This window comes from Mesorhizobium sp. M0751, from assembly GCF_040320265.1.
Lineage (GTDB): Bacteria > Pseudomonadota > Alphaproteobacteria > Rhizobiales > Rhizobiaceae > Mesorhizobium.
On sequence record NZ_JAMYPH010000026.1, the window covers coordinates 18183 to 43384 of the forward strand.

The window sequence follows — 25202 nt, forward strand, 5'->3', positions numbered from 1 at the left end:
CTTCTCCAGATCAATAGACGGGCGGCGAAACCACCCAGATCACCACAGCCGGTTCCGCTCCAGGGTTGCGCCAGCGGAACGGCTTGCCGTCGAAGCGGAAGGAGTCGCCTTCTCCAAGCCGGTGCCAGACGCCGGCAATTTCGATGTCGAAGCTGCCGGACGCGACGTAGCCGGCTTCCTCGGTCGGCCGGCGCGCCTCGGCCTTCAGCTCGGCACCCGGGGCGAAGACCGAACGCAGCATCTCGAAGCTACCGCCGAGATCGGGCGACAGAAGCTCCTCCACGAGGCCGGAATCGCTTGTGCCAAGCGTGCGCCGGTTGCCGGCGCGCACGACCACGCCGCGCTCGGTCTCGACAGGCACGTCATGGCTGAAGAACAGGCTGACCGGCACGCCGAACAATTCGGCGAAGGCCCTGAGATCGCCGAGCGACGGGACCGACAGACCGCGCTCGACCTGGCTGACCCAGCCGACGGAACGGCCGAGCTTCAGTGCGATTTCAGCAAGCGTCAAGCCGCGCGCCTTGCGCAACGCGCGAATGTCGCCGGCCAGCAGCCGTTCGCCGCTGTCCTGTTCCGATCTGGCGGCGGTTGAGGGCAAAGCCATCCCTGTTTCGATGAAAAATTCCCAGCGGATTTCATGTGATGGCAGGCTCATGAAAAAATCAAGAGGATTTTCACGCGCCCACAAGATTTACTTGCGCCATTTTGACGGTTCGGGCAAAGGCTCGGCGCACGAGCGGCGAGTGGGGGCGTCCGGTCGAGGCGGATAGGCTTATCGGGCGTTCAAAAGACGCACAAGGATGCTCCATCACTTCTAGTCGGCGCTTGATCCTTCCGGAAGGCCGGGTTCGGGATCAGACGCAAAGGGACGGCCATGCTGGAAAACAACTCCCGGATTGCGGCGGCGATCGTCGATGACGCGATCACCTCGCGGCGGTCGGTACGCGCCTTCTTGCCCGATATGGTCGACGACGAGACCATCCGCGATATTCTCGCCGTTGCCGCACGCGCGCCCTCAGGCACCAATATGCAACCCTGGAAAGTCTATGTGACCAAGGGCGAGGTCAAGCAGCGCATCACTGACGCTATCCTCAGCTCGGGTATTCGCGCCGAAAAGGCCGAGTGGGACGAGTACCGCTACTATCCCGACCAGTTCTTCGAACCTTATCTGACGCGACGGCGGGCCAACGGCTTCGGCCTCTACGGCGTGCTCGGCATCGGCCGGCGCGAGGTCGACAGGATGCGTGCACAGCACGACCGCAACTTCGTCTTCTTCGATGCGCCGGTCGGCATGATTTTCACCGTCGACCGGCGGCTGAACAAGGGGTCATGGATCGACTACGGCATGTTCCTGCAAAATATCATGGTCGCGGCGCGGGGCAGGGGCCTGCACACCTGTCCGCAAGCTGCCTTCGCGCCTTATCACCGGCAGATCAGGCCGGTGCTCAATATTCCCGACGAGGAGATCGTCGTCTGCGGCATGGCGCTCGGCCATGAGGATACGTCCAAGCCCGAAAACGCATTCCGCACCGACCGCGCGCCGCTGGAAGAGTGGGTGACGTTCGCGGAGTAAGGCTGGCGACGCGCCGTCTAGCTACTGCACTTCGTAACCGACTTCCTCGCTGGCGTGGCAGAGCGCCTTCCAGAACGAGCGTGCGAACGAGCGGAACACATAGATGTCGAACTGATCGGCGCCGGTGCGCTGGATCTGCGCGAAGACGTCGTGATGCATGGTCGAGCGGCCGGCGCCGATCGGGAAAGCCGGCAGCGCGAAGTCGATAGCGAAGAATTTCGCCAGCACCCACTCGGCCTTCGGCCCGGCGATACGGATCGCGGTGCGGCCGTGCGAAAGGTCGGTCACCGTGCCGATGGCCGCAGTGACGACATCGGCAAAGGCCGTCGCCAATCCCTCGGCTTCATCGACAACCGTAAATTTTCCCGGCGCAAAGCCGAACACCGACCTGACGCCGTCCGAGACACCGCCGCCGGCGCCGTCGGGCAATGCCAGGCCGGTGACCGCATGGATGCCGGCCATCAACTTCTTCTCCTCGCCGGGCCAGGCGGCGAGCTGCAGGATCGACCCCGGCCCGATTTCGGAGAGGATGATTTCGACGCCGTGCTCGAAATTGCCATGCGAGCCCGGATGCAGCACAGGCTCAAGCGGCGATTGGCGTTCAACCATGCATGCGGCTCCCGTCCGGATCGAAGAAATGGTTGGAGACGATCTCGACCGGCCCGAACCGGTTGCGCAACGGGTCGGAAACATAGGCACGCGAGCCGCGCCGCGCCTTGCCGCCCTTGACCAGGGCAAGCGCGATATATTTGCCGAGCGCCGGCGAATAGCAGCAAGCGGTGATGTGGCCGAGCGAGCCGCGCGGATTGGCTTCGTCAAGCTCCTCGACGATGTGCGCGCCGCCATTGAGCGGCTGGTTGTCGAGTGTAACAATACCGACAAGCTCCAGGCGGTCGGGTGCGATCAGCCCCTCGCGGTCCATCATCGCCGAACCGATGAACGGCTTCTTCTTCGACAGCATCCAGTCGAGATGCAGGTCGCGTGCCGTGGTGCGGCCGTCGATCTCGGCGCCGGTGACGTGGCCCTTCTCGATGCGCATGGTGCCCAGCGCCTCCAGTCCGTAGGTCACCAGCCCGAATGGCTTGCCGGCTTCGATCAGCGCCTCCCAGACATGGGTGCCGTAGCCGGCGCCGGAATAGACCTCGAAGGCCATTTCGCCGGAGAAGGACAGCCGGCAGATCATCACCGGCACGCCGGCGATTTCGCCGTGGACGATGCCCATGAAGGGCAGGGCGGCATTGTCGACGGCGGTGCCGCTGACGCACGCGGCCAATATCTGCCTGGCCCTCGGCCCGCCGATGGCGGCACCGGCCCATTGGTCGGTGACCGAGGTGACGTGGACCTTCAGCTCCGGCCAGATCACGTCGAGGAAATACTCCAGATGCTGCATTACCTTGCCGGCATTGGCAGTGGTGGTGGTCATCAGGAAATCCTGCTCGCCAAGCCGCCACGTGGTGCCGTCGTCGAAGGCGAGGCCGTCCTCGCGCAGCATCAGTCCATAACGCGCCTTGCCGACGGCCAGCGTCGAAAACATGTTGGTGTAGACGCGGTCGAGGAATTCCGCCGCGTCCGGGCCTTGTACCGCGATCTTGCCCAGTGTCGAGACGTCGACAATGCCGGCGCTCTCGCGCGTGGCTCTCGCTTCGCGCACATAGGCCTGCTCGATCGTCTCGCCGGGATGGCCGTAGATCATCGGCCGGTACCACAGGCCGGCCGAATACATGGTGGCGCCGTTGGCGACGTGCCAGTCATGCATCGGCGTCAGCCGCTCGGGCTTCAGATCGCCGAAGCGTTCGGCGGCAAGCGAGCCGATCGACACCGCAGAAAAGGGCGGGCGAAAGCGCGTCGTGCCGACCTCTGGGATCGGCTTGCCGAGCGCCTCCGCCATGATGGCGAGGCCTGGTATATTGGAGCTCTTGCCCTGGTCGGTCGCCATGCCGAGCGTGGTGTAGCGCTTCAGATGCTCGACCGAGACGAAGCCTTCGCGATGCGCCAGCCGCACGTCGTCGGCCGTCACGTCATGCTGGAAGTCGACGAAGCTCTTCCCTTCGGCCTTGATCTCGAACACGGGCGCCGGATCGGGATCACCAGGTGCTGCCTCAACGGCAGGCAAGGCCGCCGGCGTGGCGGTTGCGCCCGCAGCGGAAAGACCGGCGGCGCGGCCTTCGGCGATCGCCTCGGCGGTGGAGAAACTGCCGGTGAAGGCGCCGGCGCCGATCCATTGCCGTGTCGTCGGCTTGGGCGGCAGGAAAGCTTGCAATGCTTCGTTCCATTCCGCTCTGGCGCCGGCCTGGCTGGCCAGATGGATGGTCGGCGACCAGCCGCCCGACATCAGCAGGCAATCCGCGTGGATGCTGCGCGCATCACCGGAAAGCGCGCTGTTGACCATGTCGAAGCGCTGCACCTTGAAGCCGGAAAGCGCCTTGCCGCCCTCGGTGGCGATCACGGCGTGGCCGGAAAAGATCTCGGCCTCCGCTTCGCCGGCCAGCTTGCGCATTTCGCTCGAAAGCTCCGGGCGCACGTCGACGATGGCGACGACGACGGCACCGGCCTTCTTCAGCGCAAGCGCGGAGCGATAGGCGCTGTCATTGTTGGTGAACAGCGCGATCCTGTCGCCCGGCAGCAGGCCATATTCATTGGCATAACGCTCGGCAGCATGCGCCAGCATTACCCCTGGCCGATCATTGCCTGGAAAGACCAGCGGACGCTCCAGGGACCCGTTGGCCAACACCACCGATTTGGCGCGGATCGTCCAGTAGCGATGGCGCGGCTCGCCCCTGCCGGGCGTTTCCTTGTGGTCGGTGACACGTTCGAGCGCGGCAAGCGTGTTGCCGTCATAATAGCCCCAGACGGTGGTGCGCGGCAGCAGGCGGACATTGTCACGGCCTTCGAGCTGGCCAGCGGCGCGCGCCGCCCAGTCGGCGGCCGGCATACCATCGATCGTCTCGCCCGACCAATTGGCCGAGCCGCCGAAATGCGGCTCGAGCTCGGCCAGGACGATGCGTGCACCCTGATCGGCAGCCGCCTTGGCGGCCATCAGCCCGGCCGGGCCGGAGCCGACCACCAGCACATCGCAAAACGCATTCATACGTTCGTAGCGCGCCGTATCGGGAGCCGTGCCTGCCTTGCCCAGGCCGGCGGCACGGCGGATGAAATGCTCGCAGAACATCCAGAAGCGCGTGCCCTTCAGCGGACCGATCACCGGTCCCATGAAAGTCTTGTAATAGAAGCCGGCCGACAAAAGCTTGCCGCCGAGCTGGTTTACGGCACTGACGTCCCAGGCAAGCGAGGGGAAGCGGTTCTGGCTGATTGCTGCCAGCCCGTCATAGATCTCGACCATGGTGGCGGGAATGTTCGGCTCACGAACCTCGCCCCTCAACACGGTGACCAGCGCGTTTGGTTCCTCGACACCGGCGGTCAGCAAGCCGCGCGGGCGGTGATATTTGAACGAACGCCCAAACAGGGTGACGCCGTTGGCCAGCAGCGCCGAAGCCAGTGTGTCGCCGGCGTGGCCGGTATAGGGCGCGCCGTCGAAGGTGAAACGGATGGTCCGCAGCCGGTCGATGCGGCCGCCGGCCTCGGTACGGCGCGGGCTCATGGCTTGTCCTCGGCCCGGTGCCGCGCAACCGAGTTGTGGTCGCCGCGCGCGAACGCGGTGCTGGAGATCTCGTGCGTCAGCGTGTTGCGCACGACCCTGAGATGGGCGCGGCAGCCGCCGGAATGCTGCCAGATCTCATTGTGGTCGCCGGCCGGGTTAAGCCGGTCGTAGACATAGGCGTTCCAGGCGTCGAGGTTCTGCGAGGCGGGCTGTGGGCGCTGGCGGTTGCCGTCGCCCTGATAGGTGAATTCGATCACGTCGCGCGGGCCGCAATAGGGGCAAGTGATGAGCATGGATCTCTTAAACTTCTCGTTTGACCATGATCTGGTCCGAAAACCGGTTTCCACTTTTCGCTGACGTGGACCTGCGGTTCGGGATCATGGCCTAATGCAGCCGGGGCGTGGCGCCCTGGCCCTTGTCGTCGATCACCAGGCCACGGTAGAAGCGGTCGAGCGTGAAGGCCGCGTTGAGATCGTGTGGCTCGTCCTTGGCAATGGTCCAGGCAAAGCACCAGCCGGAAGCCGGCGTCGCCTTGAAGCCGCCGTAGCACCAGCCGCAGTTGAGATACATGCCCGGCAGCGGACCGGTGGTGATGATTGGCGAGCCGTCCATCGACATGTCGCAGACGCCGCCCCATGAGCGCAGCATGCGGACACGGGCCAGCCCAGGGAACAGCGCCAGCATCTCGCTCATCACCTCATCGACGATCGGCAGGCTGCCGCGTTGGGCGTAACTGTTGTAGCCGTCGAGATCGCCGCCATAGACAAGGCCGCCCTTGTCCGATTGCGACATATAGAAATGGCCCATGCCGAAGGTCAGGACCGTGTCGATGAACGGCTTTAGCGATTCCGTGACGAAGGCCTGCAGCACGTGGCTCTCGATTGGCATCGTCTCGATGCCGGCAAGCCGCATGACCCGCCCGGTGCTGCCGGCAACCGCGACCGCTACCTTCTTGGCGCGGATTTCGCCGCGCGTCGTCGTGACGCCGGTTATGTGGTCGCCGTCGCGCAGGAAGCCGGTGACCTCGCAATTTTCGATGATGTCGACGCCGCGGCGATCTGCGCCGCGCGCATAGCCCCAGGCGACGGCGTCGTGGCGCGCGGTGCCGGCGCGCCGCTGCATCAGGCCACCGACGATCGGGAAACGCGCGGTGGCCGAGACGTCGAGCGCCGGCACCAGGCGCGCGATCTCGGCCGTGGTCATCAGTTCGGCATCGACGCCGAGATGGCGCATGGCGTTGCCACGCCGGGCATAATCGTCGAGCTGGGCAGGTGTGTGGGCGAGGTTCAGGCAGCCGCGCTGCGAGAACATGACGTTGTAGTTGAGGTCATGGGCCAGGTTCTCCCACAGCTTCATCGAATGCTCGTAAAAGCGCGTGTTGGCCGGCAGGAGATAGTTGGAACGGACCGCCGTGGTGTTGCGGCCGACATTGCCGGAGCCGAGCCAGCCCTTCTCCAGCACCGCGACATTGGTGATGCCGTGCTCCTTGGCGAGATAGTAAGCGGTCGACAGGCCATGGCCGCCGCCGCCGATGACGATCACGTCGTAGGACGCCTTCGGGTCGGGCTTGCGCCAGGCCGGCCTCCAGTCCTTGTTTCCGGTCAGCGCGTTCTTGAGAAGCGAAAAGGCCGAATATTCCGCCATTCTTATTGTCATCCATTTCAGACTTGGCGGCAGACTATAGAGCAGGCCATCGATGCAAAGCCAAGATTGCGCCATCGCTTTTCGACTCCCCGACTTCGATTGGCCGACTTCGAATTGGATTGGCCGACTTCGATTGGCGGGACTTCGAAAAAACGAGCCGCCTGGGGTGACTTGCCCCGTGATATGAGCCTCTTTATCAAGGACGTGCTTCAAAACTGCCGATGCCGCCCGCGAGTCGCCAGAAAAATCATGTTCTTTCGTTTACTCCGCCTGGTCTTGATTCTTGCGCTTGTCGTTTCGGCGCCGCCGTCGTTCGTTGCCATGGCGCAGGCACTCGGGCAGGGCGCCGCCGGGCTGGTCGCAGACCAGCAGAAGGTCATCCAGAGTCTGACGACCAAAACCGACGATCTCGAGAAGAAGATACAGCAGGACGGCCAAGACGATGCCACCCTCGTGGAAATCCGTCTGCAATTGGAGGATCTGTCGCGGGCGGCGCTCACCAGCGCGCTAGCGTTCCGCTCGCGTCTCGGCGACATCAACGATCGGATTGAGATGCTGGGACCTCCGCCGGCCGCGGGCCAGCCGGCCGAGCCAGACATCGTAACCCGTGAACGCCAGGCCTTGGCTTCCGAAAAAGCCGAGATCAACGCCGTTATTGCCAGCGCGCAGAACCTGTCGATCCGCATCAGTGGGCTGATCGAGAAGATCGGCAACATGCGCAGCGAGCTGTTCCGCAATGTACTTACTAAGCGCTACGTGCTGTCCGATGCGCTTAGCCCTGAAGTCTTTTCCGACGCCAACGCTGAGTTTTCCGGCTTCTATAAGGCGGTGTCGTCGTGGCTGCGCTTCGCCTTCAAGTTCAAGTTCCAGGCCATTCTTGCCGCGACTTTGATGGCGCTCGCATTCGCTGCAGTGCTTTTTATCGGCGGCCGACGCCTGTTCGGCCGCGTCTTCGAAGCCGATCCCTCCGTCGAGGATCCCTCCTATCTCAGCCGCCTGTCGGTGGCGTTCTGGTCGACATTGCTGCCGACGCTGGCGGTCGGCGCCTTCCTTGTCTCGACGATCTTCTTCTTCAATTATTACAACGTTTTACGTGGTGACATCGGCATCTTCCTGAATTCGCTGGTTGCCGTTATCGCGGTGGTGTTCTGCGTCAACCGCCTGACCAACGCAGCGCTCGAACCCCGACTGCCGAACTGGCGTCTGATCCCGGTCGAAACCGGCCCGGCGCGCTGGCTGGTGCGGCTGACGACCGCCATGGCTGTCGTCATCGGCAGCAACAACTTCCTGTCTGTCGTCAACGACAAAATGGGCTCGCCACTGTCGCTGACCATCGCCAGAAGCTTCATCGCCACCATCATCGTCGGCATCATCCTGATCCTTATGGGCCTGTTGAAGCCGTTCAAGGCCCTCGACGGAAGCTGGCGCCCGTGGCCGGCGTGGCTGCGCTACACCGCCGTCGCGCTAGGCCTATTCACCATCGCATCGGCACTGCTCGGCTATATCGGCCTTGCAATTTTCGTCTCGCTGCAGGTCGTGGTCACCGGCACCATCCTGGTCACCGCCTATATCGGCTTCCTGTCGGCGCGGGCGATCGGCGAGGAAGGTGGTTTCGCCAAAACGTCGATCGGGCGCTGGCTAGCGGCCAATTCAAGCTACGAAGAGACCGCCCTCGACCAGCTCGGGCTTGTCGTCAGCGCCGCCATCAACATCATGATCGTGCTGGTGTTCCTGCCGCTGATCCTGTTGATGTGGGGCTTCCAGCCCGGCGACATCCAGGCCTGGGCCTACAAGCTGGCGACCGGCCTCACCATCGGTTCGGTGACGATCTCGGTCATCGGCATTCTCACCGGCGTCGTCGTCTTCATCATCGGCTATTTCCTGACGCGCTGGTTCCAGGGCTGGCTCGACGGCTCGGTGATGGCGCGCGGCCGGGTCGACACCGGCGTGCGCAATTCGATCCGGCTGGCGGTCGGTTATGCCGGCGTCGCGGTCGCGGCACTGGTCGGCATCTCGGCGGCCGGTATCGACCTCTCCAATCTCGCGCTGGTCGCCGGCGCCCTGTCCCTCGGCATCGGTTTCGGCTTGCAGAATGTCGTCTCGAATTTCGTGTCGGGCCTGATCCTGTTGGCCGAGCGGCCGTTCAAGGTCGGCGACTGGATCGTCGCCGGCGACATCAGCGGCACGGTCAAAAAGATCAGCGTGCGCGCCACCGAGATCGAGACGTTCCAACGGCAATCGGTGATCCTGCCCAATTCAAACCTGATCAACAATGCGGTCGGCAACTGGACGCACCGCAACAAGCTCGGCCGCATCGACATCAAGGTCGGCGTTGCCTATGGCAGCGACGTCAAGCACGTGCATGGCGTCCTGTTGGAGATCGCACGCAGCCATCCCCTGGTGCTGAAGAACCCGGAACCCTTTGTGCTGTTTTCCAATTTCGGCCCGGCCGCACTCGAATTCGAGATCCGCGTATTCCTGGCGGATGTTCTTAGTGGCAATATCGTCCAGAACGACATCCGCTTTACCATCTTCGATGTGTTCGCCGACCAGCATATCGAAATTCCGTCGACGCCTCGCGCTGTCGTCGAGACCAAAAAGCACGTGGCGTGGCCGATCGACGACGACAAGATCGAAGTCGAATTCGCCGAGCGGGAACAAGCAAAAGCCCTAGCGGCGGTCGAGGCGAAACGTCTCGCCAAGTCGGGACGCAAGGTGCGGAAGCCGGACCCCGACTAGCTGTTTGGAGCTTGCCTTCAAGCCTTCGGAAACCAATTGCGGCATGAATGCGGCATTCAGTTGCTGTTCAGCTTGCATCTCATATAAGCTCACCTGCAAACGGCGAGAATGCCTTGCGAAATGCAACAGAGGCGGTGGCAACACCGATACTGCAAAATGTGGAAGTCTCTCGTCGCCGCCATCGCTTTTCTGGCCGTGGGCGGTTCGGCCCATGCCGCCAGCGCGGTCAACAAGGACGCGGAGACCCGCACGCTAATCGTGACGGAAGGCGGCGGCAAGACCGAGCTGGCGCTGGCCGCCGGCGAAACCGTGGAATTTTGCCCGAGCGGCTGTTTCGTTACCTTGCCGAATGGCGACCTCGAGGCGCTGACCGGTTCGGAAACGATCGAGATCTCGGGCGGCGTCGCCCGTATCAAGTAAGGTCGACGTCGTGACCTTCGAAGGCCGGGCAAAATGCCCGGCCTTTGTTTGCTTCCAGTAATAGGCGATGAAGGGATGCACTTTTCTTCGAAGCTGCGCAGAACGGGCTCTAGCAGGGCCTTCGTACCGAGCGGGGCGAAGGCGTAGCTCTAGCTGCATTCGACGAGCTGGTGGCGCGGGCTTTTTTGGCGATGTCGCAAACAGGCTGCAAGCACGCCGCCGCGCCGCCCTATAGTCTGCTCGCAATAGCATCTTGGAGTCGCGGGCAATGGCAGGGTTTCCGGAAAAGGCGAAGGTCGTCATCGTCGGGCTGGGCGGCATCGTCGGCGCATCGGTCGCCCATCACCTGATCGAGCGCGGATGGGACGATATTGTCGGCATCGACAAATCGGGCATCCCGACGGATATCGGCTCGACGGCGCATGCTTCCGACTTCTGCTACACGACCAGCCACGATTTCCTGTCGTGCTGGACGACGCTCTATTCCATCGATTTCTACGAAAAGATGGGGCATTACGCGCGCATCGGCGGCCTCGAGGTCGCCCGCGTCGGCGACGACGACCGCATGGCGGAGATCAAGCGCAAGATCGCCTCGGCGAAGGCCTTCGGCACACGCGCCCGCCTGATCGATCCGGCCGAGATCAAGGAAAAATTCCCGCTGATCGAAGAACAGATGGTACAGGGCGGCCTGTGGGATCCCGACGCCGGCCTCGTCATCCCGCGCTCGCAAACGGTCGCCGGCAAGCTGGTCGATCAGGCGGAAGCCTCCGGCAAGCTCAAGGCGTTTGCCAACACCTCGGCCAGGTCACTCGTCATCGAAAACGGCCGCATCAAGGGCGTGGTGACCGACCGCGGCACCATCGAGGCCGACTATGTCGTGGTCTGCACCGGCATCTGGGGACGGCTGATTGCGGAAATGGCGGGCGAGGACCTGCCGGTCATGCCGATCGACCATCCGCTTACCTTCTTCGGTCCGTACACTGAGTTCGCCGGCACCGGCAAGGAGATCGGCTGGCCGCTGCTGCGCGACCAGGGCAACTCGGCTTACATGCGCGACACCGGCGACCCCAAGACCGCCGAAGGCGGGCAGATCGAATGGGGTTATTACGAAGAGACCAATCCCCGCCTTTGCCATCCGCGCGATATTCTCGAGAAAAACGAGGCACGGCTTTCGCCGTCGCAACGCGATCTCGACATGGAGCAGATCCTGGCGCCGCTCGAGCGCGCCATGGAACTGACGCCGATCCTGGGCGAGCTGGGCTACAATGAGAGCCATTCCTTCAACGGCCTGCTGCAGGTGACGGCGGACGGCGGCCCCTCGATGGGCGAAAGCCAGAAGGTGAGGGGCCTCTGGTATGCCGTGGCGATCTGGGTCAAGGACGGCCCCGGCATGGGCAAGCTCATCGCCGACTGGATGACGGACGGCCGCACGGCGATCGACCACCACGCCATCGACTATTCGCGCTTCTATCCGCACCAGACGAAAGAGCAGTTCATCTGGGACCGCTGCACCGAAACGGCGATGAAGGTCTACAACCCGGCCGTCCATCCGCGCGAACCCTTCTCCAAGGCCCGCAATGTCCGCCGTTCGCCCTTCTGGGAGCGCGAGAAGGAACTCGGCGGCTATTTCATGGAGCTCGGCGGCTGGGAGCGCGCCCACGGCTACGCCGCCAACGCGCACTTGCTCGAGAAATACGGCAACCGGGTGCCGGTGCGCCAAAACGAATGGGATAACCGCCACTTCTGGCGCGTCTCGAATGCCGAGCATCTCGCCATGAGCGAGGATTGCGGCATCGTCAACCTCTCGCATTTCGCCATGTACGACGTGGAAGGCCCGGATCATGTCGCGCTGATGGAATGGCTGTGCGCGGCAAAAATCGGCGGCGACGGCAATATCGGCAAGGGCATCTATACCCATTTCCTCGACGAGGAAGGTATGGTGCGCGCCGACCTGACCGTCATCCGCATGGCCGACCGCTGCCGCGTCATCGACGGCGCCGATGCCGGACCGCGCGACTTCCAGTACATGCGCCGGACGGCAGAAGACAAAGGCTTCGACGTTACCGTCACCGACGTGACCGAGAAGTACGTGACCGTCGGCATCTGGGGTCCGAACGCGCGGGCGACATTGAGCAAGTGCGTGGAAAACCCCGACGGGCTGACGCCGGAGAATTTTCCCTTTGCCGCGATCAAGCCAGTCAGGATCGGCGGCAAGGACGTGACCGCCTTCCGCATCTCCTATGTCGGCGAGCAAGGCTGGGAACTGCACATGCGCTACGAGGACGGCCTCGCTGTCTGGGACGCGCTGCGCTCGACCGGCGTGATGGCCTTTGGCGTCGAGACCTATGCCAACAGCCGCCGGATGGAGAAGAGCCTGCGCCTGCAGAACGCGGATCTGTTGACCGAATACAATCTGCTGGAAGCCGACCTTGCCCGCCCGAAGGTCAAGGAGGCCGATTTCTGCGGCAAGGCAAAGCATCTGGAATATCGCGCCCGGGCGCATCAGCCGGCCATGCTTTGCACCCTTATCATGACCGACAATACCGATTCCGACGGTGTTCCCCGCTATCCGGTCGGCACGATGCCGGTGATGGACCCGCAAACCGGTGAGACGCTGGTCGACGAGCTCGGCCGCCGCTCCTTCACGACCTCGGTGGCCTACGGTCCGACCATCGGCAAGAATATCGCGCTCGCCTACCTGCCCTGGGCTTATTGTCAGGAGGGCCGTAAACTGAGCGTCGAATATTTCGGCGAGAAATACCCGGTCGAAGTGGCTGCCGTCGGTTACAGGCCGCTCTACGACCCGGAGAACCTCAATCCGCGCAGCTGACGTTAGAGACGCGCTCGCAAAAACGTGACTGGAACAGCCGCGCTCTCGGCGGGGCTTTTCTCTTTGTCGATCGACTATTTTCGCTTACCGTGCGGCATGTCTGGTTTTGCCTGTGCAAGACATCTCGTCTCGGGTGCCGCCGCGCTGGCCTCGGTGCTATGGCCGACGGCGATATCCCGAGCTGCCGAACCCGTCGACATCGAACTGGTGCTGGCAGTCGACGTTTCGCTTTCCATGTCGCCCGACGAGCTCGAAATCCAGCGTCACGGCTATGCGGCGGCGCTGACGCATGACGATGTGCTGCAGGCAATCGGCGAAGGCGCTCACGGCAAGATTGCCGTCACCTATGTCGAATGGGCTGGCGCGACCTGGCAGCAGGTCGTCGTTCCGTGGACGGTGATCGCCAATCGTGCCGACGCCGAGCGGCTGGCAGCGCAGCTTTCCGCGCATCCGCCGGCCAGTGCCAGGCGCACCTCTATCTCCGGCGCCTTAGAATTCGCCAGCGATCTCTTTGCTGAAAGCGGCTTCCAGGGCGTCAAGCGGGTGATCGACATTTCGGGTGACGGCCCCAACAACCAGGGCGCACCTGTCGATGTCACCCGCGACGCCGTGATCAAGCAGGGCATCACCGTCAACGGCCTGCCGCTGATGACCAGGGGCGGGTTCAGCAGCGCTTACGATGTCAACAATCTCGACCGTTACTACAGCGACTGCGTCATCGGCGGGCCGGGCTCCTTCATGATCCCGGTCAATGACTGGACGCAGTTTCCGGAGGCCATCCGCCGCAAGCTGGTGCTGGAGCTTGCCGGTCCGGCCTCGCCCCAGCGAGCGGCGGAAGAGGCGGCGCACCCGCCATTGGTGCTGGCACAAGACAGCCCCGTCACCGACTGCTTGGTCGGGGAAAAAATGTGGCGCGACCGCAGCTGGATGTACAACAGCCGCTAATGCCGAACTCGCTGTCCGCGATGACATACCGCAGTGCAGCATATGCTTCATTGACAAGCCTGTGGGCGTCTGTGACACAATTCCCCATCCGAACACATAAAAGGGGAACCGACATGAACAGGATCGGAATTCTTGCAGCAAGCTTGACGCTTGCCATTGGATTGTGCGCGCCGGCGATGGCTGCCACATCGGTCAGCATCGGCATCAGTGGATGGACCGGCTTTGCGCCGCTGACGCTCGCCAAGCAAGCCGGCATCTTCGAAAAGCACGGGCTCGACGTCACCTTGAAGAAGGTGCCGCAAGCCAGCCGGCCGCTCGCCATCGCCAGCGGCGACCTGCAATGCGCCGCCACCACGGTCGAGACGTGGCTGGTCTGGAACGCTAACGGCGTGACGACCAAGCAAATATTCCAGCTCGACAAATCCTACGGCGCCGACGGCATTGTCGCCCGCAACGACATCAAGACTGTCGCCGATCTCAAGGGTAAGTCGGTCGCGTCTTCGGCGCCGGGCACGTCGCCCTATTTCATGCTGGCCTGGGTGCTCAACAAGAACGGCATGTCGACCAAGGACGTGACGGTCGTCAACCTGGAGCCGGATGCGGCGGCGCAGGCGTTTCTCGCCGGCCAGAACGATGCGGCGGTCACCTATGAGCCGTTCATCTCGGCAGTGCGGGAAAAGTCCGACCAGGGCCATATCCTTGTGACCACTCTCGACTATCCGATGGTGCTCGACACGGTCGGCTGCACGCCGGAGTTCCTCAAGGCCAATCCGGATGCGGCCAAGGCGCTCGCCGACAGCTATTTCGAGGCACTCGACCTGATCAAGAGCGATCCGGCGAAATCCTACGAGACGATGGGCGCCGACGTGAAGCAGTCGGCCAAGGAGTTCGAAGAGTCGGCCAAATACCTGAAATGGGCCGACAGGGCCGAGAACAAGCAGTTCTTCACCAAGGAATTCCAGGACTTTTCCAAGACCGCCGGCGAGCTTCTGCTGCAGATGGGCTTGATCAAGGAAGCGCCCGACGTCTCGACATTGGCCGACACCAGCGCCGTCGCCGACTAACCGGCAGGATTGTCCCCCGGCGGCGGCGCGTGCGCCGCCGCTTTTTCATTCAGATCCAAAGGACGGTCGAAGATGCCGCGCCCCTTGCATCCGGTCTCGCCGGGCACTCGAACCGTGCTCGGCATCTCGTTCTTCGTGCTATTCGTGGCGTTCTGGGCGTGGATCACGCTTGGCGGCCACGTCAATCGCATTTTCCTTGCCGATCCGCTGTCGATGGTGAGAGACGGCTGGCGGCTGCTGGTCGAGGACCGCTTCTGGCTCGACATCCTCATCACCATCTGGCGCGTCTTCGGCGGGTTTCTGATGGCGGCCATCGTTGCCGTGCCGCTCGGCATCGTGATGGGCGCCTGGAAGCCGGTGGAGGCGTTCCTGGAGCCGTTCGTCTCCTTCGCCCGCTACCTGCCGGCATCGGCCTTCATCCCGCTGCTCATCCTGTGGGCGGGCGTCGGCGAGCTCGAAAAACTGCTGGTGATCTTCGTCGGCTCGGTGTTCCAGATCATCCTGATCATCGCGGTCAAGGTCGGCGGCACACGGCGCGACCTGGTCGAGGCCGCCTATACGCTTGGCTCGTCCGACAACGGCATCGTGCGGCGCGTGATCATGCCGGCCAATGCGCCCGAGATCGCCGAAACCCTGCGACTGGTGCTCGGCTGGGCCTGGACCTATGTCATCGTCGCCGAGCTGATCGGCTCGTCGTCGGGCATCGGCTACATGATCATCAACAGCCAATCGCGGCTGGCGACGGGGCAGATCATCTTCGGCATCATCGTAATCGGCCTGATCGGGCTGCTGTCGGACTTCGCCTTCAAAGCGCTCAACCGCTGGCTGTTTCCGTGGAGCCTGGCGTGAGCAAGCTTCTCATCGAAGGCGTCTCGCGCACCTTCGCCGGTGTCGGCGGCGGGCAGCCGGTCAAGGCGCTGATGCCGATCGATCTGGCGGTTGCCGCCAACGACTTCATCACCATCCTGGGGCCATCCGGCTGTGGAAAGTCGACGCTGCTCAGGATCGTCGCCGGCCTCGAAGCGCCGAGTAGGGGACGTGTTCTGCTCGACGGCAGGGTGGTGGACCGGCCGGGTCCAGACCGTGGAATGGTTTTCCAGTCGTACACGCTGTTCCCGTGGCTGACCGTCGCCGAGAACATCGCCTTCGGCCTGCGCGAACGCGGAATGGCCGAGCACGAGCGCAGCGAAATCGTCGCCTCCTATGTCGATCTCGTCGGGCTGAAGGGCTTCGAGAACCATTGGCCGAAGCAACTTTCAGGCGGCATGCAGCAGCGCACGGCAATTGCCCGGGCACTGGCCAACGATCCGGAGATCCTGCTGCTCGACGAGCCGTTCGGCGCACTCGACAACCAGACCCGCGGGCTGATGCAGGAACTGCTCCTCGGCATCTGGGAGCGCCGGCAAAAGACGGTGCTATTCGTCACCCACGACATCGAGGAGGCTATCTTCATGGCGTCGCGCGTCGTGGTGATGACGGCGCGGCCCGGCCGCATCAAATCGGACGTTGCCGTCGACCTGCCGCATCCGCGCCACTACACGCTGAAGACCAGCCCGGAGTTTTCGGCACTGAAGGCGCGGTTGACGGAAGACATCCGCGTCGAGGCGATGCGCACGGCGCAGATATAGTCGGGTCAGCAAGGCGCCTGAACGGCTCAGAGACTTCGTAAGTCCTTGATAAGCACGTAAAGATGCAGCGGGTCTGTCGGCGATTGCGCGAATCCGTAGCGCTCGTAAAACGTGCGGGCGCCGTCGTTCTTGGCGTGGACGACGACCGCGCGGATACCTGCAATATCGGCCGCCTGCAAACTGCGCAGGACGGCATCGCGCAACAGTCCGCCGCCGACGCCTTTGCCTTGCCAGTCCAGACTGACCGCAAGACGCGCCAGCAGCATTGCAGGCACCGGATGGCGTGCGAGACCTTTCGTCAATCGCTCGGGCGCACCCTCATATGCGACTTCACCAACGACCAGGGTATAAAAGCCGATCACGTCTTCGCCAGAGAGACCAATGTAGGTTTGCGAAGCATTGGCTTGCTGGTTTTGGAATGCATAGCGGACGAGAAAGCGATTGAGCGGTTCTTCACCGCAGTCGAACATGTCCACCACATGCTTGCGGGCCAGTTTCTCGATCTGGAATTCGCTCACGCCGGATCGCGACGGGAAAAGATGCTTGGTTCATTCAATAGGCGCTTGAGGCGGGGGAGATCACGCGTTGGCGCGTCGAGCGCTGCCATGAACGCGACCCATTTTTCGGCGTCGAGATGGAAGCTGCGCCGGTCGGCTAATGTTTCTTCGGCTCGCGCAAGCGCGCTTTCAAGCACGAAATCGCTGAGCGAACGGCGTTCAGTCGCGGCGGCGCTTGCGAGTGTACGCTTTGCCTGGGGGCTAAGGCGCAAGTCCAGTTTTTCCGATCTGATGGTTCTGGTCGTCATTGGTACCTCTCGATGGAAGGATACCACATTTCGCCAGACAATGTCATGACAATTTTCGGCTGCGCCCGCGAAACGTGCCGGATCAAGCCGCCAGAAGCTGTTTGCGGTCGACGCGTTCTTGTTGCGGCGAGCGGGCATAGAGTTCGCGATAGCATTTGGAGAAATGCGAGGCGGAAACAAAGCCGCAGGCGACCGCCACTTCGACCACCGGCAACGACGACTGGATCAGCAGGTGCCGAGCGCGGTCGAGGCGGATCTCCAGATAGTAACGGGCAGGGGAGCGCCCCATCTCGGTGCGGAACAGGCGCTCGATCTGCCGGCGCGACAGGTCGACATGGTCAGCGATCTCGATCAGCGAGAGCGGCTCGGAGAGATTGGCCTCCATCAGCTCGATAATGGTCAGCACCTTGGAATTCTGCACGCCAAGGCGGGCGCGCAGCGGCAGGCGCTGGCGGTCGGTTGGGCTGCGCACGCGATCGGTCAGCACCTGCTCGCAGACGCGGTTGACGAGGCTTTCGTCGAAATCGTCGCCGATCAGCTTCAGCATCATGTCGAGCGCGGCGGTGCCGCCGGCGCAGGTGTAGATGTTCTGGTCGATCTCGAAGAGGTCGGCGAAGACATTGGCCTTGGGGAACGCCTCGGAAAAGCCCGGCAGGTTCTCCCAATGGATGGCGCAGCGCTTGTTGGACAGCAGGCCGGCGGCGGCCAGGATATGCGCGCCGGTGCACAGGCCGCCGACGGCAACGCCGCGATTGTACTCCTCGCGCAACCAGGCAAAGGCAGATTTGTTCTGGTAGCGCTCGACATTGATGCCGCTGCAGACGATGGCCATGTTCGGCCGGTCCGGTCCGGACATTTTCTTGCGCTCTTCCTCCAGCGAGGTGTTGACGGCGCATTCGACGCCGTTCGAGGCCCGAACCGGCTTGCCGTCGATGCTGGCGAGCCGCCAGCGATAGGCTTCATAGCCGAGCATTCGGTTGGCCGAACGCAACGGATCGAGCGCCGTCGCGAAGGCGATCATGGTGAAATCGGGGACCAGGAAGAATACGAACGATCGCCGGATCGGGTGCTTTACGACGTTCACGGGTAGATCCTCACGCTGCAATGGCGCGAACAGGATGTCGCGATCAGCATAGCGACATCAGGAAAAACGTTTCCTGTCAATTGGCTAGATGGCAACGGAAAGACTTTATTTGCGACATGGGTCGCAAATGGGCAATCGCTATGCGGCGAAGGACACGATGTGCCGCCGGATTGACCAAACGAGCCGACGCAGTCTGCGCACACGAAAACGCCGCCTCGGCAAAACGAGGCGGCGCTGGATCGACTTCGAAGCAGTGCTAGGCTGCTTCCGTCAGGATCGCTGTCTCAGGCGACAAAGCCGAGGCGCGCGGCAGCCATGGCGCCGGTCTGGCCAGGCATGGTGTTGGCCAGGCGCTGGCGCTCGAGCGCGGTCGTCAGGTTCATTTCGCGGCGGGCAAAGAGGCGGGCAAAAAGCTTCATGATCATCTCCATTCGGTTGCTCAGACGGGTCGCCTTCGCTTGATGGAGTGGGGCAGCTCGTTTGTTGATGATGATATAGGCTTAGGTGAGGGGAAACTAAATCGCAAAAGCGAAGCACTTGATATGAAAAGCGACACGGAATGCGACAAATTTAGGCATTCTGCCCAGGATTTTCGATTATTTACAATGTGTTGATTGCCAATGCAGGCTGCTATGCGACTTGCTCATATGCGGCATGCGACGGCGACATGGCTCGGGAAAATCATTGGAATACAAACAAAAAGGCCTGCCGGGCTGATCTGCGCGGCAGGCCTTCAGCTGTTGATACACACGGTTTACTTTGCTCCAGCCCAGGATCCCACACCATGGCGAGTGCCGGTCTTGGCATCGGCAGCGTCGGGCCAGCCGATATCCTTCTGCAGTTCAATCGGCAGCGCGCGGATGGCGCGTTCCGTCTGGTAGCGGGCGCGGGCCTCACTGAATTCGGTCGCGATCCGACCGATGGATGACAGGATAGACATCTCATTCTCCTTCGCGTTGGGCCGGGATTGTCCCGGCGCTTGCAGCGTCAGGCGGTACACCGGGTTTGTTTCAGCTTCATTTCGTGTCGATTGCAGGTCCGTGTCATGGTTGTTTCGGGACCACTTCTATGCGTCCTGTCTTCGATGGAGTTGACTATCCTCCCAAACTGATGTTCAATCAAACGAAATGGAATGATGGTTTGCATCAGAAAAATTGAAGGTCGCTTCCCATGAACGCCCCACTCAATCATCCGCTGCCGCTGCTCGATCTCGATGTTCTGCGCACTTTCGTCGCAATCGCCGAGACCGGCAGTTTCACCACTGCGGCCAATGCGGTCTTCCGCACGCCGTCGGCCGTCTCCATGCAGATCAAGAAGCTGGAGGACATTCTCGGCCGCTCGGTGTTCGCGCGCGACGCCCGTTCGGTGACGCTGACCACCGATGGCGAGATGCTGCTCGGCTATGCGCGCCGGCTGCTGTCGATCAATCGCGAGGTGGTGTCGAAGTTCATCATTCCAGACATTGTCGGGGTGGTGCGGCTCGGCTCGCCGGACGATTACGGCGAACGTGTGCTGCCGCATGTGCTGAAGCGGTTCGCACAATCGCATCCATCAATCGCGGTCGACGTCACCATCGACCAGAGCGTCAATTTGCGCCGGCGCATGGACGACCGGGCGCTCGACATCACGCTGCTAACCAACTCCTACAAGACCAGCGCGATTGGCGCCGAAGTGCTGCTCACAGAGCCGATCGTCTGGGCCGGTGCCAAGGGCGGTTGCGCGCATCTGCGTGAGCCGCTGCCGGTCTCATTGTGGGAAGAGGGCTGTGCCTGGCGGGCAGGGGCATTGGAGGCGCTTGGCCGCGAGGGCCGCAACTACCGTATCGCCTATATGAGCGCACACACGGCCGGCCAGCGCGCCGCGATCATGGCGGATCTTGCAGTCGCGCCGCTGCCGAAATCGTTCCTCGGCAGCGACATGGTCGAGCTCTGCCCGAAGGACGGCATGCCTGACATCGGCACCTACAATCTCGCCATGGTGGTGACGCCGGACGCCAGCGCTCCGGTGAAGGCAGTCGCCGACCACATCCGCGCGACGTTTGAGATGTTCAGGGAAACCGGGAAGTTCTGACCCAAACTACGACCTGAGCGGCGCAACCAGATCGCGAGGGGTTCCGTCCCGATCTTTCTTTTGCAGCGCGAGCTCGCCTGCCTTGGCATGATAGCTGTCGGTTTCGTTGGTCAAGAACGCCACGATGCTGTCCCGCGCGCGCCGCGCCTCCGGCATGTCGATCAACGGCCAGACATGGAACATGCCTTGTTCGTGGACGACCTCAATTTCGACGCCCGCCGCGCGCGCCTTTTCCGCGAAGATCAGATTGTCGGGGGTGAGCAGATCACGTGAGCCGGTCAGCAGCAGCGTTTTGGGCAGCACCGACAGGTCGCCGTAAACCGGGCTGATGCGCCAGTCGGTGGGATCTATGCCGGCGCTGTAAAGCCGGATCGCCTCGCGGCCGCCGGCAATGCCCAGCCATGGGTCGTTGCGTTCAGCCTCATACATTTCTGGGTTGGCGAGAGACACGTCGAGGCCGGGCGAAATCAGCACGTGGCGTGATGGCAAGGGCAGGCCGTCTTGCGCAGCCATCATGGTCAGCACGACGGCCATGTTTCCGCCGGCGGAATCGCCCATGAAGATGATGTCATTTGCCCTGGTTTCGCCGAACATCTGGCGGTAGACGGCGCCGACCATACCGAACATGGCGTGGAAATCGTGTTCAGGAGCAATGGGATAGATCGGCACGGTAATACCGAACCCCAGACGGTCGGCCATGTCGGCGATCAGCCGCCAATGATAGGGTGTAATTTCAAAGACGTAAGCGCCGCCGTGCAGGTAGAGAATTCGCCTCCGCTCACCAGCCTGGGGAGCGATCTCATAGACGGGAAAGCCGTTGATCGTGCGGGTTGTGATCTCCAGGTGCGACCGCAGCGACGCAGGCGGCTGATGGTTTTCCGTCTTGCGCGCATAGGCGATCCAGCGCTGCAGGTTCTCCGGGCTGGAAAACGCCTTCTTGCGACTGTACCTGAGGACAAACGACACGACGTGGCTTTTGAGACTGGGCATGCAGATACACGGACTTCGGCTGAGCCGACTAAGAGAACCCCCGACTATTTCGAAGATTGTGTCGCCACCAAAAAAGTCAAGATTGATGCAATCTCAACACGGTCGTTTGATCCCAGCTGTCGACAAAGCGTCCGGCCATGAAGTCTCTGGCCTATTGGCGCAGCTCAACGCCGGGGCAGTAATGCGGCGCGCAGCCAATTGCTGGGTGCAGCCGGAGCCGCATTGCGGCCCCGGCGAATACCGAGCAGCTTGCATTTGTCGAGGAATTTCATCCGCGCTGCATGCCCCATCCGACCGAAAGCGGCGACACCGGCCAGCCAATGTCCTTCTGGATCTCAGGCGGCAAGCTGTTCAGGATGCGCAGCGACTTGCGCGCTTCGCGTGATTTCTTGAAGGCCGCACCATAGCGGCCGAGGCTTTCGAACATCGACATCGTGATCTCCTTGGAGCGTTGCGGCGGGACAAGGGATGTCCTCTCCGGCCATCGATGCCGGTTAAATGCGCCGCATATGTATCTGGCGGATTTCACGAAAACGCGATTTCGTTTCCAGATCGGCGCGATCTGGAAACATTTGCATACAAATGAAAATGGAAGGTCTGACAGCCTAGCGGGGGCGAGTCATCCCCGCCCGCGCCGCGCGGCGTGGCCCTCGCGCGAACGCCGCCGCGGGGCGGCGTCGCCGGCAATGCCGTCTTCGCTCACCGTCTTGCGTGGCGGCAGTTTCACCGCCGCCGACAGCTTGGGGAACGGGTCGACCTTGTTCGGGAGTGCCATGGCATAAACGAAATGTTCCTGGAATTTCGGCTCCAGCGCCGTCTCGATCTTCTCGATCTTGCTGACGGTTTCCTCGATCTCGCGGCGATAGCCACGGTTCAAGAGCGCCATGCGGGCGCCGGCGCCGGCCGCATTGCCAACGGCCGAGACCTTGTCGAGGTCGCAATCCGGGATCAGGCCCAGCACCATTGCGTATTTCGGGTCGATGAACGAGCCGAATGCGCCGGCAAAGTGGATGCGGTCGACATGATCGGTGTGCTGCTTTTCCATCAAAAGCTTGGTGCCGGCATAAAGGGCGGCCTTGGCAAGCTGGATGGCGCGCACATCGGTCTGGGTGATGGTGATCTTGGGCTCGCCTTCCTTCAGCACATAGGAGAAGGTGCGGCCGTTGGCGACGACGCGAGACGAGTTGGCGCTCAGCGATCCATCGACGACGCCGTCCTCGGAGATGATTCCGGCGAGATACATCTCGGCGACCACCTCGATGATGCCGGAGCCGCAAATGCCGGTGACGCCGGTCGCCTGCACGCTGTCGAGGAAGCCCGGCTCGTCGGACCAGAGTTCCGAGCCGATGACGCGGTATTTCGGCTCCAGCGTTTCGGGATCGATGCGGACGCGCTCGATGGCACCCGGTGCGGCACGCTGGCCACCGGAGATTTCCGCACCCTCGAAGGCTGGGCCGGTTGGCGAGGAGGCCGCCACGACCCGCTGGCGATTGCCGAGCACGATCTCGGCATTGGTGCCGACATCGACGATCAGCATCATCTCGTCCTGGCGGTGCGGGCCTTCCGACAGCGTCACCGCGGCCGCATCGGCGCCAACATGGCCGGCAATGCAAGGCAGCATGTAAAGCCTGGCGCCCTGGTTGAGCTTCAAGCCGATATCCGATGCCTTGATGTGCACGGCGCCCGAGACGGCTAGCGCGAAGGGAGCGCCGCCGAGCTCGGTCGGATCGATGCCGAGGAACAGATGGTGCATGATAGGATTGCCGACGAAGACGGAATCCAGGATGTCGTTGCGCTGAACGTTGCCTTCGGTGCAGACCTTGTCCACAAGCCCCGAAATGGCCTCGCGCACGGCGACCGTCATGCCTTCGCGGCCGTCCGGGTTCATCATTACGTATGAGACACGGCTCATCAGATCCTCGCCGAAGCGGATCTGTGGATTGGATGTGCCCGACGAGGCGGCGACGCGGCCCGACAGCAACGACACCAGATGCATGGCGATGGTGGTCGAGCCGATATCGCAGGCAAGCCCGTACGCCTCGTTCTTGAGGCCGGGCCACAAAGCGATGACCCGCGCGGTCTCGCTGTCGGTGTCCTTGTGGATGGCGGCGGTCGCGGTCCAGTTGCCTTTGCGCAAAATGCCTTGCACCTGCGGCAACAGATGGAAATCGAAATCCAGGCTCTTGAGGCCCCAGTCCTTCATCAGCGCGATCTTCAGGCGGTCGAGGTCGCCGAGCGGCTTGTGCATGTCGGGTTCTTCGATCTCGACATAGCACATGCGGATTGCTGCATCGCGGGCGATGACCCTGGTGTCGGCATCCTTGCGGATGGTCTGCGCGTTGATGACGGTGTCCTGCGGGACGTCGACGACGAGATCGCCGAGGATCTGCGCCGAACAGGACAGGCGCCGGTGCTCGGGCAGCCCGCGTACGCGCTCGTAGCGCTCTTCCTTGGCGCCCTTGGGCGAGATGTGGTCGTTGGAGGAAACGATCTTGTGCTTGGCGAAATTGCCTTCCTGCACCTCGATCTGGCAACGCCCGCAAGTGGCACGCCCGCCGCACACGCTCTCGACATAGACACCGAGCTGGCGCGCGGCATCCAGCACCGGCGTGCCGACCGGAAACCGCCCGCGCTTGCCCGACGGCATGAACAGCACGAGCGGATCGGTGATGTTGACGGGAGAGTTCATACGTTCCAGTCTTTACTTTCTACGCTGCTAGGGTCTTGGCAGCGGCAGCTATGCCGCTGTGTTTCGGTTCCTCCCCAGTCCTAGGCCCCATATCGTGTCGGCCAAGCCATGGCTCAACCCCGGGCCATCCGCGCTTCGCGGCCGCCGCGCCTGCGTCCGCCATTGCCATTGCCGTCGCCCGGCGCGTTGACCTGTGTCCGGGCGGCAACGGCCTGGCCGCCTTCAGCAGGCTTGTAGTCCTTGTAGGTCCTGATCCAGTTGGTGCAGTTCTCGTCGGTGCCGTTCAGCACGTTGGCGCCGCGCACCGCTTCCATTTCCTGCGGCCGCACCGGGTTCATGATCGCCGAGGTCATGCCGGCGCCGATTACCATCGGGATGAAGGCGGCGTTGATGCCGTGACGGTGCGGCAGGCCGAACGAGATGTTGGAGAGGCCGCAGGTGGTGTTGACCTTGAGTTCCTCGCGCAGCCGGCGTAGCAGGGCAAATACCTGGCGGCCGGCATCGCCCAGCGCGCCGATCGGCATGACCAGCGGGTCGACGACCACGTCATGCGCCGGAATACCGAAATCGGCGCAGCGCTGAACGATCTTCTTGGCGACGGCAAAGCGCACATCGGGATCCATCGAAATACCGGTCTCGTCGTTGGAAATGGCGACGACCGGAACGTTGTATTTCTTGATCAGCGGCAGGATAGCTTCGAGCTTTTCCTCCTCGCCGGTGACAGAATTGACCAGTGGCCGGCCCTTGGCAACCTTCAGCGCCGCTTCGATTGCCGCAGTCACCGAGGAGTCGATCGACAACGGCAGGTCGACCAGGCCTTGCACGATCTCCAGCGTCTGCACCAGCAGCGCCGGCTCGGTGGCGTTGGGATCGACTGCGGTGACGCCGGCATTGACGTCGAGCATGGTCGCCCCACAGGCGGCCTGCTCCAGCGCATCCTTGATGACGGTCTCAAAATTGCCGGCGATCATTTCGGCGGCCAGTTTCTTACGGCCGGTCGGGTTGATGCGCTCACCGATCACGCAGAAGGGCTGATCGAAGCCGATGATGATTTCTCGTGTCGCCGAGGCGACGATGGTCCGGGTCATGAAATCTCTCCACCGTGATATAAAGAGTTCTTTAT

23 protein-coding genes are annotated in these 25202 nt (G+C 62.6%); 9 read left to right on the forward strand and 14 right to left on the reverse strand.

Annotated features, from left to right (window positions below):
* Positions 1 to 10: 10 nt before the first annotated feature.
* Complete coding sequence (locus tag NKI19_RS28465; protein ID WP_352490737.1) at positions 11 to 604, reverse strand: helix-turn-helix domain-containing protein; 594 nt, start codon at positions 602 to 604, stop codon at positions 11 to 13.
* A gap of 270 nt (positions 605 to 874) precedes the next feature.
* Between NKI19_RS28465 and NKI19_RS28470 the strand changes: the two genes are divergently transcribed.
* Positions 875 to 1573 carry a nitroreductase gene (locus NKI19_RS28470; RefSeq protein WP_352452121.1) on the forward strand — a complete coding sequence of 233 codons (699 nt, stop codon included), beginning with the start codon at positions 875 to 877 and terminating at the stop codon, positions 1571 to 1573.
* Positions 1574 to 1594: 21 nt separating this feature from the next.
* Here the strand turns inward: NKI19_RS28470 and NKI19_RS28475 are convergent, their stop codons facing one another.
* The 4 genes from NKI19_RS28475 to NKI19_RS28490 form a co-directional block, all read right to left on the reverse strand.
* Positions 1595 to 2182, reverse strand: a complete 588-nt coding sequence (locus NKI19_RS28475) for a sarcosine oxidase subunit gamma (RefSeq protein ID WP_352490736.1) — start codon at positions 2180 to 2182, stop codon at positions 1595 to 1597.
* Positions 2175 to 5171 (reverse strand): sarcosine oxidase subunit alpha, encoded by a 2997-nt coding sequence (locus tag NKI19_RS28480; RefSeq protein ID WP_352490735.1) that lies wholly within the window; start codon positions 5169 to 5171, stop codon positions 2175 to 2177. Before NKI19_RS28480 ends, NKI19_RS28475 begins: the two co-directional genes overlap by 8 nt.
* Positions 5168 to 5464 carry a sarcosine oxidase subunit delta gene (locus tag NKI19_RS28485; RefSeq protein ID WP_023676536.1) on the reverse strand — a complete coding sequence of 99 codons (297 nt, stop codon included), beginning with the start codon at positions 5462 to 5464 and terminating at the stop codon, positions 5168 to 5170. The genes NKI19_RS28480 and NKI19_RS28485 overlap by 4 nt, the downstream gene beginning before the upstream one ends.
* 91 nt (positions 5465 to 5555) lie before the next feature.
* The gene (locus NKI19_RS28490; protein WP_352490734.1) at positions 5556 to 6815 is read right to left on the reverse strand and encodes a sarcosine oxidase subunit beta; all 1260 of its coding nucleotides are present in this window, start codon (positions 6813 to 6815) and stop codon (positions 5556 to 5558) included.
* Positions 6816 to 7064: 249 nt separating this feature from the next.
* Here NKI19_RS28490 and NKI19_RS28495 point away from each other — a divergent pair, with 249 nt between their 5' ends.
* The 7 genes from NKI19_RS28495 to NKI19_RS28525 all read left to right on the forward strand — a co-directional run bounded on the left by NKI19_RS28495 (position 7065) and on the right by NKI19_RS28525 (position 16441).
* On the forward strand, positions 7065 to 9554 hold the full coding sequence (locus tag NKI19_RS28495; protein WP_352490733.1) for a mechanosensitive ion channel family protein: 2490 nt from the start codon (positions 7065 to 7067) through the stop codon (positions 9552 to 9554).
* 156 nt (positions 9555 to 9710) lie between these two features.
* Positions 9711 to 9974, forward strand: coding sequence for a hypothetical protein (locus NKI19_RS28500; protein ID WP_023676533.1), 264 nt, complete (start codon positions 9711 to 9713; stop codon positions 9972 to 9974).
* Positions 9975 to 10242: 268 nt separating this feature from the next.
* Positions 10243 to 12804, forward strand: a complete 2562-nt coding sequence (locus NKI19_RS28505; protein WP_352490732.1) for a GcvT family protein — start codon at positions 10243 to 10245, stop codon at positions 12802 to 12804.
* 96 nt (positions 12805 to 12900) lie between these two features.
* Positions 12901 to 13749: a DUF1194 domain-containing protein gene (locus NKI19_RS28510; protein ID WP_352490731.1), complete on the forward strand. Its 849-nt coding sequence runs from the start codon at positions 12901 to 12903 to the stop codon at positions 13747 to 13749.
* Positions 13750 to 13862: 113 nt separating this feature from the next.
* A complete protein-coding gene (locus NKI19_RS28515; protein ID WP_352490730.1) occupies positions 13863 to 14813 on the forward strand; it encodes an ABC transporter substrate-binding protein in 951 nt (316 codons plus the stop codon).
* 72 nt (positions 14814 to 14885) lie between these two features.
* On the forward strand, positions 14886 to 15662 hold the full coding sequence (locus NKI19_RS28520; RefSeq protein ID WP_292654712.1) for an ABC transporter permease: 777 nt from the start codon (positions 14886 to 14888) through the stop codon (positions 15660 to 15662).
* On the forward strand, positions 15659 to 16441 hold the full coding sequence (locus NKI19_RS28525; protein ID WP_352490729.1) for an ABC transporter ATP-binding protein: 783 nt from the start codon (positions 15659 to 15661) through the stop codon (positions 16439 to 16441). Before NKI19_RS28520 ends, NKI19_RS28525 begins: the two co-directional genes overlap by 4 nt.
* Positions 16442 to 16467: 26 nt before the next feature.
* Here the strand turns inward: NKI19_RS28525 and NKI19_RS28530 are convergent, their stop codons facing one another.
* The 5 genes from NKI19_RS28530 to NKI19_RS28550 form a co-directional block, all read right to left on the reverse strand.
* Positions 16468 to 16959, reverse strand: coding sequence for a GNAT family N-acetyltransferase (locus tag NKI19_RS28530; protein ID WP_352490728.1), 492 nt, complete (start codon positions 16957 to 16959; stop codon positions 16468 to 16470).
* Positions 16956 to 17246, reverse strand: coding sequence for a type II toxin-antitoxin system TacA family antitoxin (locus NKI19_RS28535; protein ID WP_352565456.1), 291 nt, complete (start codon positions 17244 to 17246; stop codon positions 16956 to 16958). Before NKI19_RS28535 ends, NKI19_RS28530 begins: the two co-directional genes overlap by 4 nt.
* Positions 17247 to 17328: 82 nt before the next feature.
* Complete coding sequence (locus NKI19_RS28540; protein ID WP_302895626.1) at positions 17329 to 18267, reverse strand: GlxA family transcriptional regulator; 939 nt, start codon at positions 18265 to 18267, stop codon at positions 17329 to 17331.
* 347 nt (positions 18268 to 18614) lie between these two features.
* Positions 18615 to 18749: a hypothetical protein gene (locus NKI19_RS28545; protein ID WP_013894968.1), complete on the reverse strand. Its 135-nt coding sequence runs from the start codon at positions 18747 to 18749 to the stop codon at positions 18615 to 18617.
* Positions 18750 to 19084: 335 nt separating this feature from the next.
* Positions 19085 to 19270, reverse strand: a complete 186-nt coding sequence (locus NKI19_RS28550; protein WP_292654847.1) for a hypothetical protein — start codon at positions 19268 to 19270, stop codon at positions 19085 to 19087.
* A 230-nt stretch (positions 19271 to 19500) separates the two neighbouring features.
* On the opposite strand from NKI19_RS28550, the gene NKI19_RS28555 reads away from it, so the two are divergent.
* Entirely contained in the window at positions 19501 to 20400 is a 900-nt protein-coding gene (locus NKI19_RS28555; RefSeq protein ID WP_023676521.1) for a LysR substrate-binding domain-containing protein, read from the forward strand.
* Positions 20401 to 20406: 6 nt separating this feature from the next.
* On the opposite strand, the gene NKI19_RS28560 is transcribed toward NKI19_RS28555, so the two are convergent.
* From NKI19_RS28560 to NKI19_RS28575, 4 genes are all read right to left on the reverse strand, one after another.
* On the reverse strand, positions 20407 to 21390 hold the full coding sequence (locus NKI19_RS28560) for an alpha/beta hydrolase (protein WP_352490726.1): 984 nt from the start codon (positions 21388 to 21390) through the stop codon (positions 20407 to 20409).
* Between the two features lie 268 nt (positions 21391 to 21658).
* Entirely contained in the window at positions 21659 to 21823 is a 165-nt protein-coding gene (locus NKI19_RS28565; RefSeq protein WP_352490725.1) for a hypothetical protein, read from the reverse strand.
* A gap of 186 nt (positions 21824 to 22009) precedes the next feature.
* A complete protein-coding gene (locus tag NKI19_RS28570) occupies positions 22010 to 24079 on the reverse strand; it encodes an ASKHA domain-containing protein (RefSeq protein WP_352490724.1) in 2070 nt (689 codons plus the stop codon).
* Between the two features lie 113 nt (positions 24080 to 24192).
* The gene (locus NKI19_RS28575; protein ID WP_023676516.1) at positions 24193 to 25167 is read right to left on the reverse strand and encodes a methyltetrahydrofolate cobalamin methyltransferase; all 975 of its coding nucleotides are present in this window, start codon (positions 25165 to 25167) and stop codon (positions 24193 to 24195) included.
* Between the last annotated feature and the right edge of the window lie 35 nt (positions 25168 to 25202).

What these genes read in the sequence shown, in the direction of transcription:
- NKI19_RS28470 (WP_352452121.1), top strand. Translation starts at nt 875, where the DNA reads ATGCTGGAAAACAACTCCCGGATTGCGGCGGCGATCGTCGATGACGCG.
- NKI19_RS28515 (WP_352490730.1), top strand. Translation starts at nt 13,863, where the DNA reads ATGAACAGGATCGGAATTCTTGCAGCAAGCTTGACGCTTGCCATTGGA.
- NKI19_RS28510 (WP_352490731.1), top strand. Translation starts at nt 12,901, where the DNA reads ATGTCTGGTTTTGCCTGTGCAAGACATCTCGTCTCGGGTGCCGCCGCG.
- NKI19_RS28565 (WP_352490725.1), bottom strand. Translation starts at nt 21,823, where the DNA reads ATGTCGATGTTCGAAAGCCTCGGCCGCTATGGTGCGGCCTTCAAGAAA.
- NKI19_RS28545 (WP_013894968.1), bottom strand. Translation starts at nt 18,749, where the DNA reads ATGAAGCTTTTTGCCCGCCTCTTTGCCCGCCGCGAAATGAACCTGACG.
- NKI19_RS28485 (WP_023676536.1), bottom strand. Translation starts at nt 5,464, where the DNA reads ATGCTCATCACTTGCCCCTATTGCGGCCCGCGCGACGTGATCGAATTC.
- NKI19_RS28560 (WP_352490726.1), bottom strand. Translation starts at nt 21,390, where the DNA reads ATGCCCAGTCTCAAAAGCCACGTCGTGTCGTTTGTCCTCAGGTACAGT.
- NKI19_RS28500 (WP_023676533.1), top strand. Translation starts at nt 9,711, where the DNA reads ATGTGGAAGTCTCTCGTCGCCGCCATCGCTTTTCTGGCCGTGGGCGGT.
- NKI19_RS28550 (WP_292654847.1), bottom strand. Translation starts at nt 19,270, where the DNA reads ATGTCTATCCTGTCATCCATCGGTCGGATCGCGACCGAATTCAGTGAG.
- NKI19_RS28475 (WP_352490736.1), bottom strand. Translation starts at nt 2,182, where the DNA reads ATGGTTGAACGCCAATCGCCGCTTGAGCCTGTGCTGCATCCGGGCTCG.
- NKI19_RS28505 (WP_352490732.1), top strand. Translation starts at nt 10,243, where the DNA reads ATGGCAGGGTTTCCGGAAAAGGCGAAGGTCGTCATCGTCGGGCTGGGC.
- NKI19_RS28480 (WP_352490735.1), bottom strand. Translation starts at nt 5,171, where the DNA reads ATGAGCCCGCGCCGTACCGAGGCCGGCGGCCGCATCGACCGGCTGCGG.
- NKI19_RS28535 (WP_352565456.1), bottom strand. Translation starts at nt 17,246, where the DNA reads ATGACGACCAGAACCATCAGATCGGAAAAACTGGACTTGCGCCTTAGC.
- NKI19_RS28520 (WP_292654712.1), top strand. Translation starts at nt 14,886, where the DNA reads ATGCCGCGCCCCTTGCATCCGGTCTCGCCGGGCACTCGAACCGTGCTC.
- NKI19_RS28465 (WP_352490737.1), bottom strand. Translation starts at nt 604, where the DNA reads ATGGCTTTGCCCTCAACCGCCGCCAGATCGGAACAGGACAGCGGCGAA.
- NKI19_RS28490 (WP_352490734.1), bottom strand. Translation starts at nt 6,815, where the DNA reads ATGGCGGAATATTCGGCCTTTTCGCTTCTCAAGAACGCGCTGACCGGA.
- NKI19_RS28495 (WP_352490733.1), top strand. Translation starts at nt 7,065, where the DNA reads ATGTTCTTTCGTTTACTCCGCCTGGTCTTGATTCTTGCGCTTGTCGTT.
- NKI19_RS28570 (WP_352490724.1), bottom strand. Translation starts at nt 24,079, where the DNA reads ATGAACTCTCCCGTCAACATCACCGATCCGCTCGTGCTGTTCATGCCG.
- NKI19_RS28555 (WP_023676521.1), top strand. Translation starts at nt 19,501, where the DNA reads ATGAACGCCCCACTCAATCATCCGCTGCCGCTGCTCGATCTCGATGTT.
- NKI19_RS28575 (WP_023676516.1), bottom strand. Translation starts at nt 25,167, where the DNA reads ATGACCCGGACCATCGTCGCCTCGGCGACACGAGAAATCATCATCGGC.
- NKI19_RS28540 (WP_302895626.1), bottom strand. Translation starts at nt 18,267, where the DNA reads ATGATCGCCTTCGCGACGGCGCTCGATCCGTTGCGTTCGGCCAACCGA.